At 37.9% G+C, this 16,743-nt stretch carries 14 protein-coding genes; 5 read left to right on the forward strand and 9 right to left on the reverse strand.

What is annotated here, in order from left to right; all coding sequences use genetic code 11:
• The first annotated feature begins 7 nt into the window (after window positions 1-7).
• Window positions 8-574: a 50S ribosomal protein L9 gene (rplI, locus tag U0839_RS03765; RefSeq protein WP_155565752.1), complete on the forward strand. Its 567-nt coding sequence runs from the start codon at window positions 8-10 to the stop codon at window positions 572-574.
• Between the two features lie 174 nt (window positions 575-748).
• A complete protein-coding gene (locus tag U0839_RS03770; protein ID WP_155565751.1) occupies window positions 749-1,948 on the forward strand; it encodes an SAM-dependent methyltransferase in 1,200 nt (399 codons plus the stop codon).
• 16 nt (window positions 1,949-1,964) lie between these two features.
• Here the strand turns inward: U0839_RS03770 and rsmA are convergent, their stop codons facing one another.
• From rsmA to cysQ, 9 genes are all read right to left on the reverse strand, one after another.
• On the reverse strand, window positions 1,965-2,816 hold the full coding sequence (rsmA, locus tag U0839_RS03775; RefSeq protein ID WP_155565750.1) for a 16S rRNA (adenine(1518)-N(6)/adenine(1519)-N(6))-dimethyltransferase RsmA: 852 nt from the start codon (window positions 2,814-2,816) through the stop codon (window positions 1,965-1,967).
• Complete coding sequence (locus tag U0839_RS03780) at window positions 2,755-4,236, reverse strand: peptidylprolyl isomerase (protein ID WP_155565749.1); 1,482 nt, start codon at window positions 4,234-4,236, stop codon at window positions 2,755-2,757. Before U0839_RS03780 ends, rsmA begins: the two co-directional genes overlap by 62 nt.
• Complete coding sequence (locus U0839_RS03785) at window positions 4,233-6,611, reverse strand: LPS-assembly protein LptD (protein ID WP_230882771.1); 2,379 nt, start codon at window positions 6,609-6,611, stop codon at window positions 4,233-4,235. The genes U0839_RS03780 and U0839_RS03785 overlap by 4 nt, the downstream gene beginning before the upstream one ends.
• Window positions 6,611-7,729, reverse strand: a complete 1,119-nt coding sequence (gene lptG / locus U0839_RS03790) for an LPS export ABC transporter permease LptG (RefSeq protein ID WP_110438351.1) — start codon at window positions 7,727-7,729, stop codon at window positions 6,611-6,613. The genes U0839_RS03785 and lptG overlap by 1 nt, the downstream gene beginning before the upstream one ends.
• Window positions 7,730-7,732: 3 nt before the next feature.
• Complete coding sequence (gene lptF / locus U0839_RS03795; RefSeq protein ID WP_110438350.1) at window positions 7,733-8,893, reverse strand: LPS export ABC transporter permease LptF; 1,161 nt, start codon at window positions 8,891-8,893, stop codon at window positions 7,733-7,735.
• A 175-nt stretch (window positions 8,894-9,068) separates the two neighbouring features.
• Window positions 9,069-10,490: an FAD-binding oxidoreductase gene (locus tag U0839_RS03800; RefSeq protein ID WP_413550108.1), complete on the reverse strand. Its 1,422-nt coding sequence runs from the start codon at window positions 10,488-10,490 to the stop codon at window positions 9,069-9,071.
• Window positions 10,491-10,501: 11 nt separating this feature from the next.
• On the reverse strand, window positions 10,502-11,038 hold the full coding sequence (locus tag U0839_RS03805) for a hypothetical protein (RefSeq protein ID WP_155565747.1): 537 nt from the start codon (window positions 11,036-11,038) through the stop codon (window positions 10,502-10,504).
• Between the two features lie 8 nt (window positions 11,039-11,046).
• Window positions 11,047-12,012, reverse strand: a complete 966-nt coding sequence (locus tag U0839_RS03810) for an L-threonylcarbamoyladenylate synthase (protein WP_155565746.1) — start codon at window positions 12,010-12,012, stop codon at window positions 11,047-11,049.
• 5 nt (window positions 12,013-12,017) lie between these two features.
• Window positions 12,018-12,821 carry a 3'(2'),5'-bisphosphate nucleotidase CysQ gene (gene cysQ, locus U0839_RS03815; protein WP_110438346.1) on the reverse strand — a complete coding sequence of 268 codons (804 nt, stop codon included), beginning with the start codon at window positions 12,819-12,821 and terminating at the stop codon, window positions 12,018-12,020.
• A 196-nt stretch (window positions 12,822-13,017) separates the two neighbouring features.
• Between cysQ and U0839_RS03820 the strand changes: the two genes are divergently transcribed.
• The 3 genes from U0839_RS03820 to U0839_RS03830 all read left to right on the forward strand — a co-directional run.
• Window positions 13,018-14,496, forward strand: coding sequence for a leucyl aminopeptidase (locus U0839_RS03820; protein WP_370533604.1), 1,479 nt, complete (start codon window positions 13,018-13,020; stop codon window positions 14,494-14,496).
• Window positions 14,497-14,505: 9 nt separating this feature from the next.
• Entirely contained in the window at window positions 14,506-14,961 is a 456-nt protein-coding gene (locus U0839_RS03825) for a DNA polymerase III subunit chi (protein ID WP_155565745.1), read from the forward strand.
• A gap of 582 nt (window positions 14,962-15,543) precedes the next feature.
• Window positions 15,544-16,743: hypothetical protein (locus U0839_RS03830; protein WP_413550109.1), on the forward strand; the 1,200-nt coding region annotated here is incomplete at its 3' end.

Below are 16,743 nucleotides of genomic sequence, written 5' to 3' on the forward strand. Positions count from 1 at the left end.
CATTAATATGTCTGCAACTGAAGTTATCCTACTTCAAAGAATAGCAAAATTGGGGCAAATGGGGGATGTTGTTAGAGTTAAGCCTGGTTATGCCCGTAACTATTTGCTTCCTCAAGGTAAGGCCATTCGTGCAACAGCGATAAATCGTGAACGTTTTGAAAGAGAACGTAGCCAGCTTGAAGCACAAAACATTAAACATCGTGAAGAAGCTGAACGCCTCTTGGAACGTTTGGAGGGACTTTCTGTAACGATTATTCGTCAGGCAGGTGAAAGCGGAAACCTTTATGGATCTGTTTCCGCACGGGATATTAGCGAAGGTGTTTCCAAGGAAGGGTTAACGATTTCCCGTCAACAGGTTGAAATTCACCATCCAATTAAGATGTTGGGATTATATCAGGTGAGAGTTCAACTTCATCCTGAAATCCATTTGGATGTTAAAGTTAATGTTGCCCGTTCCGTCGAAGAGGCTGAACGTCAGGCACAAGGTGAAGCAACCGCTGTGGAAGTTTTTGAAAATACACCACAGGATGACCCAACTGAAGCGGTTTCAGAGGAAAAAGCTGTTTCTGAATAAAACATTTTGAATATATTCTTTTTTCATGGAATTTTGATAAAACGAGAGGTTTATCCTCTCGTTTTTTTTATCTGTTAATGAATAATTTTTTGCGATATCATTGATTTACAAATGGAAATAATTTTTCTCATATGATTATTCTATTTTTTCAAAATGATAAGAAATAAGCAAGATATGATGAAATTAATGGATTCAATTTTTAAGCATTTGATAAAAAAAGGATATTTGGAGGTTATTTATCCTGATAAGCATAGTAAATTTTATGGACATGCACAAAGTAAGCATTATGCCTGTGTTGAATTGCTAACACTTGAAATATGCAAACGATTACTCATAAATCCTGGGTTGGCTTTTGGTGAGGGTTATATGAGTGGCGAAATCCGTCCTGTCAATTGTTCAATTTACGATGTTCTGAATATTTTAATGAGTAATGATTTATCTCATGATCATATCGGTGAAAAAATTGCTTCCATATGGCGATATTGCAAACGGTTCTGGTCACAACTAAATCGTATTCAGCAATCCCAGAAAAACGTTGCACATCATTATGATTTAAGAAAAAATTTATATGAGCTTTTTCTGGATCAAGATTTGCAGTATTCATGTGCTTATTTTAAAAATGGAAATGAAAATCTGGCGGAGGCTCAGAAAGCAAAGAAAATACATATTGCTAATAAGCTTTTGTTAAATAAACCCAATTTAAAAATTTTGGATATCGGTTGTGGTTGGGGCGGCATGGCTTTATTCCTTGCCAGAGAATATGATGTGGAAGTAACAGGGATAACACTTTCTCAGGAACAATTGCAAGTTGCCAGGAATCGAGCCAAAGAGGAAAAGTTACAAGATAAAGTTCAATTTTATTTAACGGATTATCGGCTGGTCAAGGGATCTTTCGATCGAATTGTATCAATTGGTATGTTTGAACATGTGGGTATACATTACTATACGGATTTTTTTAAGGAAATTAAAAATATATTGATGCCTGACGGAGTTATGCTTCTTCATTCCATAGGTCGATCAGATGGTCCAGGCTCGACAAATGCATGGATTAATAAATATATATTTCCTGGCGGTTATTCTCCTTCGTTAAGTGAGACATTTGCTGCTATTGAAAAAAACGGCTTATGGGTAACTGATTGTGAAATTCTGCGTTTACATTATGCAAAAACCATTCATTTTTGGTTAGGGAATTTTAAAAACCATCAACAGGATATAATTGCTATGTATGATGAAAAATTCTATAGAATGTTTGAATTTTATTTATCAGCGGCAGAATTGTCTTTTTATTACCATAATCATATGAATTTTCAGTTGCAAATTTCCCCTTCCTTAACCGCCGTACCTTTGACACGAAATTATATGTTTGAAAAATAAGTGTCCAAGTTGAATTTTATGAATGTTGCTTATCAAGATAAAGACGGGCTAGCAGGTCGAATTCATTAATACTCAAAGTTTCCGCTCTTCTTGTTTCATCAATACTGGCTTTTGCAAGTAGGGTTTTTCCGTTAATTGATTTAAGAGAACTTCGCAACATTTTTCGACGTTGGCCAAAGGCGGCGGCAGTAATGGTCTCCATTGCTTTAAATAAGGCAGGGGAAGGTTGTTTTTTATATGGAATAATTTGTATCACGGATGAATAAACTTTTGGAGGAGGAAAAAAAGCACCCGGTGGAATTTGTTTAAGAATGGTACAGGATGCAATCCATTGAGAAATAACGGATAACCGACCATAAAATTCAGTATTCGGTGCCGCACAAATTCGATAGGCAACTTCTTGCTGAAACATCAAGGTAAAGCGTTCCCAGTGATTTGCCTGTTTTAACCAATTTAGTAAAAGAGCGGTTCCAACATTATAAGGTAAATTTGAGATAATTTGTCTTGGTGCTTGACATAAAGTGCTTAAATCAAACTCCAAAGCATTTCGTTCAACAATTTTAAATCGTTGCGGGTAATATTTTTTTAATTCTTGTAATAGGATAACGGCACGATTATCAATTTCTACACCTATGACCGTTTCGGCATTACTTGATAAAATAGCACGTGTGAGTCCCCCTGGGCCTGGGCCAACCTCGATAATGTTCTTATTTTCAAGATTTCCAGCAAGATCAATAATCTGTTCGTTGATTTTTGGATCAAGCAGAAAATGTTGTCCCAGTGATTTTTTAGCCAAGAGATTATGTTTATGAATTGTTTCCTTTAGAGGGGGAAGAATGTTGTTTTGTTTGTTTTTTGTCGGAGTCATTATTTTGTACAGGGGTGTGATATTCGATAATAGCTTGTCTATGTAAATCGCGATCTAATTGTTGAGAGGCTTGTTCAACACGTTGATTCAATAACTGATTGGCAATTTCACTTGCAGAAATGTCGGAAAGATTTTTGCGTTCCTTTGAACAGACCATAAGCAATGAGATACCGTCAAGGGAAACTAAAGGTTTGCTGATTTGACCCGGTTGCAAATCTTTAAGTATGTTAGCCATTTCAGGATTTAAGCGTTCAAGTTGAAGTTCTCCAGGATCGGAAGGTCTTATGTTTCCAGCCTTTTTATTGGCGTCTTCCATTTGTTGGCATGAATGTAAGGTGCTTTTATATTTTGTTGTTTGGTTTAATGTGGCAACCTGTTGCGGGGTTGGTTGTTGAGGGTTCAGTTTGGAACTAAAAGGTAGGAAAACCTGTCGTATTTTCATCAGGGTTCCCATCTCATTACCAATGGTTCTGCGTCCGCTAAGCATTGCGATAATATAGCCGCCTGCTACCTTAATAGGATTTGAGATTGCACCAATAGGCATTTTTCTTGCAATAGCTACCACTTCTGGATCCAGATTGTCTTCTTGAACCCATCCCAATGCACCACCCTGTAAAGCACTCTGGGATTGTGAAAATTGGGCCGCTACAATTGGAAAAGCAGCACCATTACGTAATTGCTGAATAATGGTTTCAGTAAATTGCAATTCTTGTTCAGGGTGACGAGCATTTTCAACCGGTACGAAGATTTCGTTGATAAGATATTCAGGTTGTCCCACTTCTTGTTTAAGGGCTTTTTCACGCTGTTCAACTTCTTTCGCAGTAATTCGCGATTGGGTGCCCAATTCTTGTTGCACCACTTTTCCCCAACCAATTTGCAATCTGATTTGATCAATTAAAGTGGTTAAAGAAACTCCATCCTCAGCCAATTTATCCCTTAAGGCGTGTTCAGGCATATTATTTTGTTTTTCAATTCCTGAAATTGCCTTGGCAATCTGTTCAGGGGAAATGTTGACGCTGCGTCTTAGCATTTCTTGAATATGCAGGCGCTCGGTAATCATCTGTTTAATCAGTTGTGGACGCATATGTTGCATCACTTCAGGACTTAAATGAATTCCGGCTGTTAATTCAAAGAGTTTCTCACGATTTGCTATATCGCGCTGTGTCAATAATTGACCATTAATAATGGCGATAATTTTGTTTTCATCATCAGATGAGGTTGCTGTAGATGAGAGATCTTCACCATCATGCAAAGTTGTTGGAGGTATTGGGGAATTGGAAATGGCGTGATGTTTTATATTTGCCATGGTATGTGCAATACCGTGACCTGTAAAAACGTAACCAGCCAATAGGAATGATATGATATATTTTTTATATTTTAATACAGTTTCTGAAAGCATAAACATAATAATTGTCATCATCCGTTAATTCCAAATACGCCAATTGTCTTGAAGTTTAGCATAAATAGGACCATGTCACTATTTTCTTCACCGTTAATCATTGTTTTTTGTTTGAAATAAATTACATCGGCACTAAAACAGTCGTTTCGATAACCAACAGTACCTCCATAGGCAACTGTTTCCTTTCGTGAAATGCTTCTTCTTCCAAAGGCGGAGGCATGCCAATGATCCCAATCGGTTGAAACACCCAATGTCAATTCGTTTGTTTTCTGCCAATATAATTTGGAGGCGCCCTCATGATCATATGGATTTCTATAGAAGTAATAATAAGGGGTTACAGGTTCATATATATATCCACCATTAATGCCAAAATGAGAGAATCCAAAATTGAATAAAGCGTCTGCAAAATTGACTTTACCGTCATAAGGGTCAACACGAGTTCTTCCTGTTGCGGTTAACCATTGGACAGGGGATATACGCAGGCGAGAGACTACATCAGACATATGATGGTCGAGACCTGAACGTGCTGGCATGTGTCCTTGAATATGTTCCTGATAGCTTTGCCCGACAAGAAAATCGACTTGATGGCCATTCCAGGTCCAATTTCCATGTACACCAACATTGGCACGGGCGCCGCCATCCAAACGATCAGTGCCTTGAAAACGGTTTAAGGCAAAAAGGGTTGTATCTGTGAATTCATAATTCCAGCTGTCTTCATTGGGCATATAGAAATTGCGGCCACCTTTTGAATGAGGAGCGGCAATTAATTGAACAATAGGTTCTATGATTTGAGTTCCTGTTGAGTCACCTATGTGAAACTCTCTCAGGAAGGGCCAATTCATTTTAACGGCAAATGTAGGAAGTGCTTGTCCTGTAAATTGGCTTTTTCTGGTTCTGTAAAACCCGGGCTGTTCATTGAGATGTGTTCCTCGATATATATTTGAATCAACATGTAGTGTAATAAGCCATTTTCTACCTGCACTATCATCAAAAGGTCTATCCCAATTCAAGGCAACTTCACCACGTTGGTCATTAACACCACGTGGACGATAAAGAACAAAATCAGTGGTGTTTAACGAAAATCTTCCGCCTAGTGCATCAGGTTGTCCAAAATAGCTATAAGTATATCGAGGTAAAGAAAAAGGAAGATCGGAATTGTTTATAACTCCGCGATTTAATCCTTGAAAGGCTTGTACGCTAACTTTTGAATAGGATCCTTCACCAAACCCTTCAAGATACAAATCAGATTCTAAAGTATCTTGTCCATAACCGTTAATACGGTAATCACGCATGTAATTTGCAGAACTTGCGACATTGATATTTCCACCATAACGCCAGTGATCATTCAATGCCCATTCTGTTTTTAGGAATAAATAGCCTTGTGCACCTTTTTTAAATTTATCTACAGATCGGTCGGCATAGGAATTGTACCAGGCATGTTGACCAACGGTATCATCGGCAATGCCACCTTCCACTCTTAACATTCCCTTGTTGAAACGGGCGCGATAGACTGTGGAAAGCTGTGGCCCTGTTTTGGTCGCAAAAAGAGGAATAAAGGTTAGGTCAGACCATTTATTTATAGCCCAATAATAGGGAATGGTTGTGTAGGCCCCGATATATTTACTGCTCCAATTGATACTGGGAATTAGGAAACCACTACGCCGTTTTACAGATGGATCCGTAATTGAAAAGAAAGGCATGTAAAATACCGGAATTCCCCAGAAATCAATGAAAGTATCTGAGAAATCAATGCGTTGATTTTCCATATCACGGATAGCCTGATAGGATCGAAACTGCCAAAAAGGTGATTTTTTGGGGTTTTTCGCGCAAATGGGGCAGGCGGTATAAACTGATCGACTAAAATCATGGACTTTACCTCCTGTCCGACGAGCCCCGTTGGCGGCAAGTTTACCTCCATCAGCAAGCAGGGCATAGACCTGATCCATAATTCCCTCCTGCATGTTATTTCCCAGTTGCGTATGCTGGGTAAACAAGATTTCACCATCGGGTTCGACCATGGCGACATTACCTGATGCAGTAGCGATGTTTGTTGTTTTGTTAAAAGTAACCTTATCAGCCCTCAAGGTGTGATCATTTTGCCAAATATGCACGTCACCTTCCCAAACAACCTCACCAGCCTTGGAATCATAGGAAACTTTGTCAGCCTGAAATGTGATGGGGTCTTTTCCACTGAAAGGTGCCGCATTGGTTTTTCCAATATTACTATGAGCCATTTGCATTTGTTGTTGGGCATTGGTGACAGAACAAAAAATCCATAAATTAGCGATAAAAGAACTGCTTAAAATACTGAATGCAAGAAAAGAGTAATATTGATTTTGAAGGATTCTTGCTTTCATAATTTTTTGAATAAGTAAGGAGGATATGGATCTAGACATTAGCCGTCTTCCAGATGAATAAGTAGGGATATTGCGAGACACAAGCCGGCTACGGTCGGAGCCCATGCCGCGATAAAAGTTGGCAAGGCACCCGATTCTCCAAAACGTTCAGCTATTTTGGAAATAGTGAATAAGGCAAATCCCGCTGCAATACCAGAGCCTATCATTCTTGCAACACCTCCGCGTCGAGTTGATCGAGTGGCAAACCCCGCCGCAACCAATGCCATTGTACTTGCAAGTAAAGGTTGGGCTAAAAGCGCTTGAAAATGAAGCCTGTGGCTAATGGATGAAAAACCTGATTTGTCTAGCAATTTAATAAATCCTGGTAACGCCCAAAATGATAAGGTCTCTGGAGATGAAAAACTATCTTCGATATTATGTAAAGTTAAATCAGTTGGTATTTTAATAGTTCCTAATTTAATCGGGAACTTATTCGGTTTTATAGAATAAGCATTGTATAATACCCAGTAAAGATTATGTTGCAAATACCCTGATGGTGATTCAATACGATCCAGTAAATGATTCGCTTCATCTAATCTTAGAACACTAACATCGCTTAAATGTAAATTGCGGTTGATAACATGTACTTGTTGGGCATGCAAAATTGCCACACCTCGAGAGGTTAATTCTTTATCAGATTGTCTTATCCATAAAGAGCCACCTGACATATTCGTGAGTTTTCCACCACCGGTTGTTAAATAGGTTTGATCCAGAATTTCTGCCTGTCTGTAAAGGGTGGAAGAAATGGGGGATATGATTAGTGTGGAAAATAACCCTATTATAAAGGCACAGGCAGTAGGTGCCATTAGGAACTGCCATACGGAAATTCCTGCTGCTCTGGTAACAATAAGTTCAGAAGATCGTGTAAGCTTCCAAAAACAGATTATTCCCCCCAAAAGAATTCCAAAGGGGAGGATTTGCATGCAGAAGTTGGGAATATGATCCAGGGCAATATACGCAACAATACTTGTTGAAACTCCTGGTCTTGTGGCAATGCGACGTAAAAGGTCAATAAAGTCGAATAATGATACCAATCCTGTCAAGGCCAGAATCATGGAAATGGAAGCCGAAAAAAATTGTCGAGCGATATAGATCGAGATTGTATAAGCGGTGAGCATAATCTATAACTTTCGGCTGTATGAGGAAGGATGGAATGATGCATTATGATATAATTTAGCCATCATTTCAGATCCGAATAAAGTTACACCAGCGATTATTCCTGGAAGTATGGCAATAATCCACATTAAAAAAATCAGGTTGGTATTGCGACTGGCCAAATTTTGCATAATCAGCGAGGCGGCGAGCAAACCCACAATCGTAAAAATTGCTGCCAGAGGTCTTAGAATGTTGCCAAACCGAGCAAAACTTCCTTTTAAAACACTGACAAGAGCAATGAGTGTAAAAGATATAATTGTCAGAGGTGAGGTTAATCGTCGGTGAGCCTCTACGGCAAGTTTCCCGTAATCTTTATTGGCAACCTCTTCTGGATCGGGATGTAATAACTCGTAAATTGACATTTCTGTTGCATCACGGGATCGTGCGGCATCGTTACGATTAGAGGACAAATCAATGGTATTACGTTCGAAATTTAGAATATTCAAACGGCCGGTTTTGTGATCAATGACCTCTCTGGATCCGTTAAATAACACAACTTGAGGTTGATCATTTAGAATGACCAGATTTCCTCTCTCTGCCAGAATGGTTGCCTTATTATTGGGTTGGCGATCATCTTCAATTAGTATTCCTTGTAGATTGCCGTTACTGTCTTTGGATTTAATATAAACGGTTAAATTATCAGAAGCGTTAGTGAATACTCCTTCCTCCAGCATGAATGCCGCCATTTTATTGCGAATTTTGTATTCAAATTTCCGGAAAGTGTGATAGGAGGTTGGAACAATCCAAACATTTAATAAATAACAGAAAATCATTGAAATAATTGAGCATATCAAACCTGGTCTTGCCAGGGAAAAGGAGGATATGCCAGCCGCGCGCATAACAATGATTTCACGATCACCATCCAGTCGCTGATAAATGAATTGGACAACGACAAATGTTGTTATCGGTAAAATAACGGCGACAAAAGATGGGATTAACAAGCCGGTTAATTGCAGGAAAACTTTAAGAGACAGTCCTCTTTCAACAACCAAAGAGACAAAACGTAAAGACTGGGTTAGCCAGATTAGAGCCGCTAATCCACCCGTGGTGGCAATCAGGGCAATTAGTAATTGCCGTAAAATATAACGGTCAATCATAGGTAGACGCAAGAATGTAAAAAATTGCATTAGTTAATATCCTGCTTTATACCTAAAAGGCTTTCTCTAATTAAATACAAAAGTAAAATTAATTATAATAACGAATGATAATAGCAATATTTTATTCTAGGCAGATATTGCAAGAATAAAATATTGCTAATTTATTTTTTTCTGAATAAGTTGCAGATGATTTTATTCGTGATCTTTAAGATTTGGGGAATATTTTTCCAGGATTTAAAAGATTATCGGGATCAAGTGCCTTTTTGATTTTTTTCATCAAATCAAGTTCAGTTTCGCTTTTCCATTCGGACATCATATAATTTTTAAGTTGTCCCACACCGTGTTCTGCTGAAAAAGAACCGTGTAGATCAAACACGATTTTGGATACAATATTCATTAAATTGTGACTTTTTTGCATAAATTCATCAGGATCTTCATGTTCAGGCTGAACAAGGTTAAAATGGATATTTCCATCTCCCAAATGACCAAATGGTGCGACGCGGATACCTGGATACGTTTCCTGGCAAGCTTGGGTGGCACGAACAATAAATTCAGGAATGGCTGAAATTGAAACGGAAACGTCATTTTTGATATTTGCACCAGCCCTTTTTTGGGATTCGGCTTGTTCCTCTCTCAATTTCCATAGGTTTTGCCGTTGAGTTTCACTTTCGGCCAGAACTGCATCCAATACAATTCCCTTTTCAAAAGCCTCTTCAAGAACGGTTTCCAGTAATGCTTTTAATTTATCTCCTTTTTCAGGCAGAGCCAGTTCAACCAAAATATAAGTTGATGTTTCTGTTTCAAGGGGAAAATAGATGTCCTCGATATTAGAACGAACTAATTGCATTCCTGTTGATGAAATATATTCAAAAGCTTGTAGTGCAGCAGGATTATAATTGTGAAAAAGTCTTAAAAGTTTCAAGGCTTGATGGATGTCTGCAAGGGCGCATAACGCAACTTCAGTTGATTTTGGTTTCGCATGCAGCTGGATAACTGCCGCCGTTATAATGCCAAGCGTTCCCTCTGATCCTACAAATAATTGTTTAAGATCATAACCCGTATTGTCTTTTCTCAAATGCCGCAAAATATTTAAAATTTCGCCTTTTGCTGTAACTACTTCCAATCCTAGAATGAATTCACGTGTATTACCGTAACGTAAGGTGTTGTTACCACCTGCATTGGTGGCGATAATTCCGCCTATTTGGGCTGATCCTTGTGATGATATCATGATTGGGAGATATAAATCAGATTTGAGAGCAATATTTTGCGCCTCTTCAAGAACAAGACCCGCTTCGACGGTCATAGTGTAGTCAATTGTATTGATATCCCTGATTTTATTCATACGATTGAGGCTAAGCACGATTTGCTTTTTATCTGGAGTGGGGGAGGCTCCTCCCACCAGACTTGTATTTCCGCCCTGAGGTACAATTGCAATTTGGTAGTCATTGCATAATTTTACAATTTCAGCAACCTGCTCTGTTGTTTTTGGACGGACAACGGCAAGACTGTTAGCGTGAAAAATTTCGCGCCAATCCGTATCATAGGAAATTTTTTCCTTAGGATCTGTAATTATTCCTTGTGTGTCAAGAATAGAGGTCAGGTTATTGATAAAATCAGAATTATCCATAAAAACTCACATTAATTTAAATAAATTGAATTATTTGGAGGGGGTGTTGAAGAAACAGAGTGATAAATAGCGGAAGTGGCAATGCCAATTAATAAACCACAAATGAAAAAAATGATGCCAAGAATTTTTTTAAAGGGTTCCTTGGCCTGATTACTATAAAGTACTGATTGGATTTCTGCCCGTGATTGTTGCGTCAACAATAATTCGGAACGTAACGATTCGTTTTGAACCCGTAAGCTGCGAATGACAGTATCCAATCGATTAATATCTTGAGTAAGGCTGCTAATCTGTGATCGTGCTTTGATAAGATCAGCATTGTTAGTAGTGCTTTTACGACTGCGGGATGATGGTTTTGTTTCAGGTTTTGGTGGATTTTCTGCAATGGAATAAAAAATGTTTTTTATTGCTCCACCAGTAACCATATTCTTTTTTGCCCTTTTTTTCAGGGTTTCAAGGGCATTTGCTGATTGACCTGGTTCATTTTCAAGAACCAAAGCCAGGATATCGGCCAGTATTTTCAGCTCTTTTTTATCAATGTTTTCGGTCATGATTCCAACTATGGTCTAGGTGCGGCAGCACGTTGAAGTCTATCACAAATAGCCCGACCGATGCCATAATCGGGAATAGGCATAACGGCAATTTTTTGCAATCCGAGTTTTTTCCCTTCTGTATCAAGAAACCTCAAATTTGCAAATAAATTCCTCGCAGCTTCTTCAAGATTTGAAGTCGGACTTAGGTTAACCGAAAGAGGGGCCTGTAAGGTGGTTTTACCGAAGGCAAGCAATGCTTCATTTGCCAAAACATGTGTGCAATTCAGACGAACCGTTAAAGAAGGTGCATAATGCGAACTTAATTGCCCGGGTGCGGTGATTTTTGTTTCTACAGAATCTTTAAAAGATAGCGGTCCGCAAATGGAACTCAGAGATTCAGCAGATATTCCGCCAGGTCGAAGTAATTTGGGATAATCACCGCTTACATCCAAAATTGTACTTTCGACACCAATTTGACACGGACCAGAATCAAAAACAGCATCGATTTTTCCATTAAGTTCCTGATAGACATGTTGAGCTGTTGTAGGACTGACGTGGCCCGAAACATTGGCGGAAGGTGCGGCAATCGGCTTTTGACTGTATTCAATAAGCTGACGGGCTGTTAACGAATTTGGAATACGGACGGCCATTGTTGACAGATGAGCTGTTGCGGCTTGGCTGATTTGTGTGTTTTTTTGTTTGTTTAAAATAAGAGTTAATGGACCAGGCCAAAATTTAATACCCAATTCATATGCCAGATCATTCTTTTCAACAAATTGGAAAACATGCTCAAGTTGTGCAAAATGGATAATAAGCGGATTAAAATTTGGACGTCCTTTTGCCTGATAAATTTTTGCGATAGCCTGGTTATTGGTGGCATCGGCGCCCAATCCGTAAACTGTTTCAGTTCCAAAGGAAACCAATCCGCCATCATGTAAAATCGAAGCGGCTTTGTGGATATTGAATGGCGTGTTGGTAAGTAAAAGTGTCATTGAAATTAAAAGTCTGTATTTTTTAAATAAGAATCAATCGGTATGCTTGAACAGTAGAAATTGTGATTTCTCCAATTTTTTTTACCATATTGCAATGGCTGATTATTGAAATCGTGAATAATTCCACCTGCAGCCTCGAGAATTGCCTGAGGTGCAGCGGTGTCCCATTCCATGGTTGGACTGAAACGAGGGTGTAAATCTGCCTTTCCCTCTGCAATGCGCAGGATTTTTAAGGTTGAACCAAAACGTTCAACAGATGAAGTGTTAAATAATTTCAAAAATTTTTCAAAGGATGGATTTTTTATGCATCGAGGTGAAAAAAGAACACGAAACTGTTGATTGGGTGGGGAAAGAACATGAATGGGTATAATTCGGCCAGTTTTATCAATTTTCCAAGCCCCTTTATTCACAACACCAAAAAAATATTCGTGATAAGCAGGACAGGCCACAACACCAAGAACAGGTTTATGATCCCTTATCAGACCGATATTAATCGTGAAATTGTCACTATGTTGAATGAAGCCTTTTGTTCCATCCAGGGGATCAACCAACCAGAATTCGGATTTTACCGGAATTTGTATCCCTGAAGCTATTTCCTCTTCAGCAATAACGGGAATAGAGGGAGTATATTTTTTCAGCCCCTGAATAATTATTACTTCTGAAGCTTTATCAGCCTCGGTAACAGGGCTTGAATCGTCTTTGATTTTTATGTCAAAATTCGTTTTACGAATAGAATTGATCTCGTCAGCAGCCTGTTGAGCAATGGAGATAACTCTCGATACAAGTTCTGTATCAGAAAAATGGGTCATTAAATAAAATCCAACACTAGGGTCAATTGATCTGATAAGATAGGCAGAAAGCTGAGAAAAATACTTTAAAATCAGTGACAGATTGATTTTCGGTATCTTTTTTTCAAAAAATGGACGTAATTTATAGTCATAAATACTACGATCAATGATAAATTTGAATAGAATATAGTAACTTTATTTTAGGGGAGATAATTTCGTGACACTCGATATTCAGTTTACGAACCTGCATAAACCAGAAAAAGGTAATATTGTGTTATTCTCGTTTGAGAATGATGAGGGTGGTGATTCTGTAAAGGTTATTAATAAGATTATTCATAATGCCCTGGATCGGGCGATGAAGGCAGATAATTATACGGGTAAGTTTGGACAGGTTTGCAAACTTGTTTCTCCTGATGAAAATCATGATTATATCCTGGTCGTTGGTCTGGGAATGAAGGATAAGTTTTCCGTCAGTAAAGCCAAAGAAGTGGGTGGAATTGCGCTTCAGGCCTTGCAAAGGAAAGTGGAATCTTTTCATATTATGGCGGATTGGGATTTCACGGAATATGCGGGGTATCTTGTTTTAGGCGCCGTTTTGAAAAATTATGAATTTAAAAAATATTGCCTTGATAAAAGTAAAAAAGATGAATTCAGGCAATTAAAAGCGATAAAAATTATGGCTTCTGACTATGAAGGGGCGCAAAAACAATGGACCGGCTTGTCTGCGGTGGCTGACGGGGTCTATTTGACCAGGGATCTTGTTAATGAACCCGCTAATCAGTTAAACCCTGCCGAATTTGTAAATCGTATCAAAAAGCTTGAATCATTGGGCCTTATGGTTGAAGTTATCAATAAAGAGAAAATGCAAGAATTAGGTTTTGGTGCCCTTCTGGGTGTGGCTCAAGGTAGTAATAACGAACCTTATACGGTTGTAATGCAATGGAATGGAAATCCTGATGATAAAGATCCGCCTCTCGCCTTTCTTGGAAAGGGTGTCACTTTCGATTCCGGAGGGATTTCCTTAAAACCAGCGAATGGCATGGAAGACATGAAAATGGATATGGCTGGCGCCGCGACTGTAACAGGATTGATGTCTGTTCTGGCCAAACGTAAAGCCAAGGTGAATGTCATTGGTGTTGTAGGTCTGGTTGAAAACATGGTATCTGGTCATGCGCAACGCCCCGGAGATATAGTTTGCAGTGCCTCTGGACAGACAATCGAGGTTTTGAACACGGATGCAGAGGGACGATTGGTACTGGCAGATTTACTTTGGTATACGCAGGATCGTTTCAAACCGCGTTTCATGGTCAATCTTGCAACATTAACCGGAGCCATGGTTGTTGCACTTGGATATGAATATGCCGGTCTTTTTTCAAATGATGATGAACTGGCAGGTAAATTGTCGACAACCGGTCATGATTCCGGAGAAAAATTATGGCGTATGCCAATGGGCGATGCTTATGATAAAGCGATCAATTCTGATTTTGCGGATATGAAAAATATTGGTGGGCGTGATGGAGGATCCATTACCGCCGCACAATTTTTAAAACGATTCGTTAATGATACTCCATGGGCTCATTTGGATATCGCCGGAACAGCCTACACGGCAAAACCCAATTATTGCGGTCCAAAAGGGGCGACAGCTTTCGGTGTAAATCTGTTAAACCATTTTGTTGAAACTTATTACGAAAAATAAGGGAATTCGATGACCTCTGTTGGTTTTTATCATTTGACCCGAACAAGTATGGAGCAGGCGCTTCCCTCTTTGCTGATACGCACAAGACAACAAAAACAAAAAGGGATTGTTCTATGCAAGGATGATGAACAGTTGGAAAAACTGACAGAGATTTTATGGAATGTTATAGACCCTATTTGGTTACCACATGGTTGTCATGCAAAAGACTATCGGGATGAATATCCTGAATGGCAACCAATTTGGTTGACGACTTTTGAGGAAAATCCAAACCAGGCAGCCTATCTGTTTGTTGTTCATGGTCAATCAGTGAATGATATCAGTCAATTTGAACGGGTGTTCGATTTATTTGATGGAAAAGAGGAACAGTTTGTATTGGCGGCTCGTGAACGGTGGCGTAAACTGAAAAAGGCTGGACATGATTTGACTTATTGGAAACAAACAGAAAAAGGGTGGGAAAAAGGTTGATACAGTTGATCAAGCGATTATGAAATATTATTCGTAAATCATATTATTTGAAATTACTATGAGTCTTGAGGGGGTAAAATTCTGTCAACGTTAATTTTGTGTTTGATCATATTAGGAATCATTTTATTGCTTTATCAAACAAGTATACTCTATCTTGTTAACGTTGGGTTTATAAAATCTGAAAAATATTACTTTCCTAAGTTATCTTGTAGTTTTCCACTTTATGGATCTATCACTGGGGCTTTTCTTGCCTTTCTTGCACTGGTATTTCATTCCGATCCATTATCATTTTATCCTTTTATTCTAAGTGACGTATATAAAATCAGTTTCTATTTAGATGGACTATCTTGTTTTTTCCTTTTGTTGTTGTTTACGACTGCCTTTTTATTCTTACATTATCAACCGTTGTTGTCTAAAAATTGTTATTTCCTCTTTTTAAATATTATCGCCATATCCTTTTTTGTTGCAGGAAATTTCTTTTTTCTGATTTTTCTTTTATCATTGGTTTTATTGATTATTTATCAGGCAGATCAGAAGAAAAATTTGGTTTATTGGATTGCTTTTGCATGTTTGTTGGGGGTCATGAGCTTTTTACCTGTTATGAGTGATAACCAGTTTAGTCCAAGAGATATTGATTTTTCTAGGATTATGCAATCCAATAATATAGATTGTCTGTTTTTTTTATCGCTTTTGCCTATATGTTTTCTGCTTGGATTATTTGATTTTTTTCATAACGAAAAATCTGATGAAAAACTTAATAGAATTGGTGATATTTCTTTCTATTTGATTTGTTTAAAAAGCTTGATTGGATTTTATGCATTATTAAGATTTATCATCAGTGTTAATGATTACAAATTTTCCCTTATCTTGATTTTATTTACTGGATTTCTAGGCTTAACATCTGCATTGCGTTTGGGTTGGTCCAGTTTAAAAAGTGTAACTGTATACGATCGGTTACGATATTTATATTCTTTGAACAATGCATTATGGCTTGAGCTTGTTTGCATCCTTTTATTTTCAATTCATTTTCAAAAATTAGCCATACTGTCTTTGACGTATGATTTTCTTTTCTTTGGATTACTAATTCAGAATTTAGGATTTGCACTGGCTTTTCTATTAACTTTTTTTTTGAAAAGACATATCAATCAGGCATTTTCAATTTGTACCTTTTTTTGCCTAGCACTGTTGTTGTCTGGTTTTCCTCCATTTCCCGGATTTACGCTGTTATGGGGGAATTTGCAACTAGGCATGAATGTCATATTCAATCATTATTTATTCAATATGATATTTGCATTATTTTTTATAGGATGTAATTCTGTTATTTTTCTTTTTTTGGTTCTGGGATGGATCAACTTACTTTTAAATCTTTATAAAAAAAATCGGCATCAATTTAATCTATCATCAAAATTATCATTTAATTTTTTACAAAAAAACGGAAAAGGGATCAGGATTTATTTATCCGGTCTATTTTTTTTGTCCTTTTGTCCAGGCATAATATCGTTTCTAATCTATCCAATAAAAAAAAATCTAATTCACACGGAAAAATTACACTGGTTTGCATTCAAAAATGATGAATTGCAATTTTCGTTTGCCCCTGTTTTTCCAATGATATATTTATTAATCTTGGTAGGTTTATTTTATCTTGTGAAAGAGAAAATTAAATTTAAAGCGTTGATAAATCAAACAAAAAAATATGCTGTTTCAGAACAGGATGTCTATGAGGATCATGTTGATAAAACCAGTTTCGGTTTTGGTGAAAAAACATTTATCTATATATTGACT

Origin of the sequence: Commensalibacter sp. A3DC (genome assembly GCF_047307945.1) — a bacterium.
Lineage (GTDB): Bacteria > Pseudomonadota > Alphaproteobacteria > Acetobacterales > Acetobacteraceae > Commensalibacter > Commensalibacter melissae.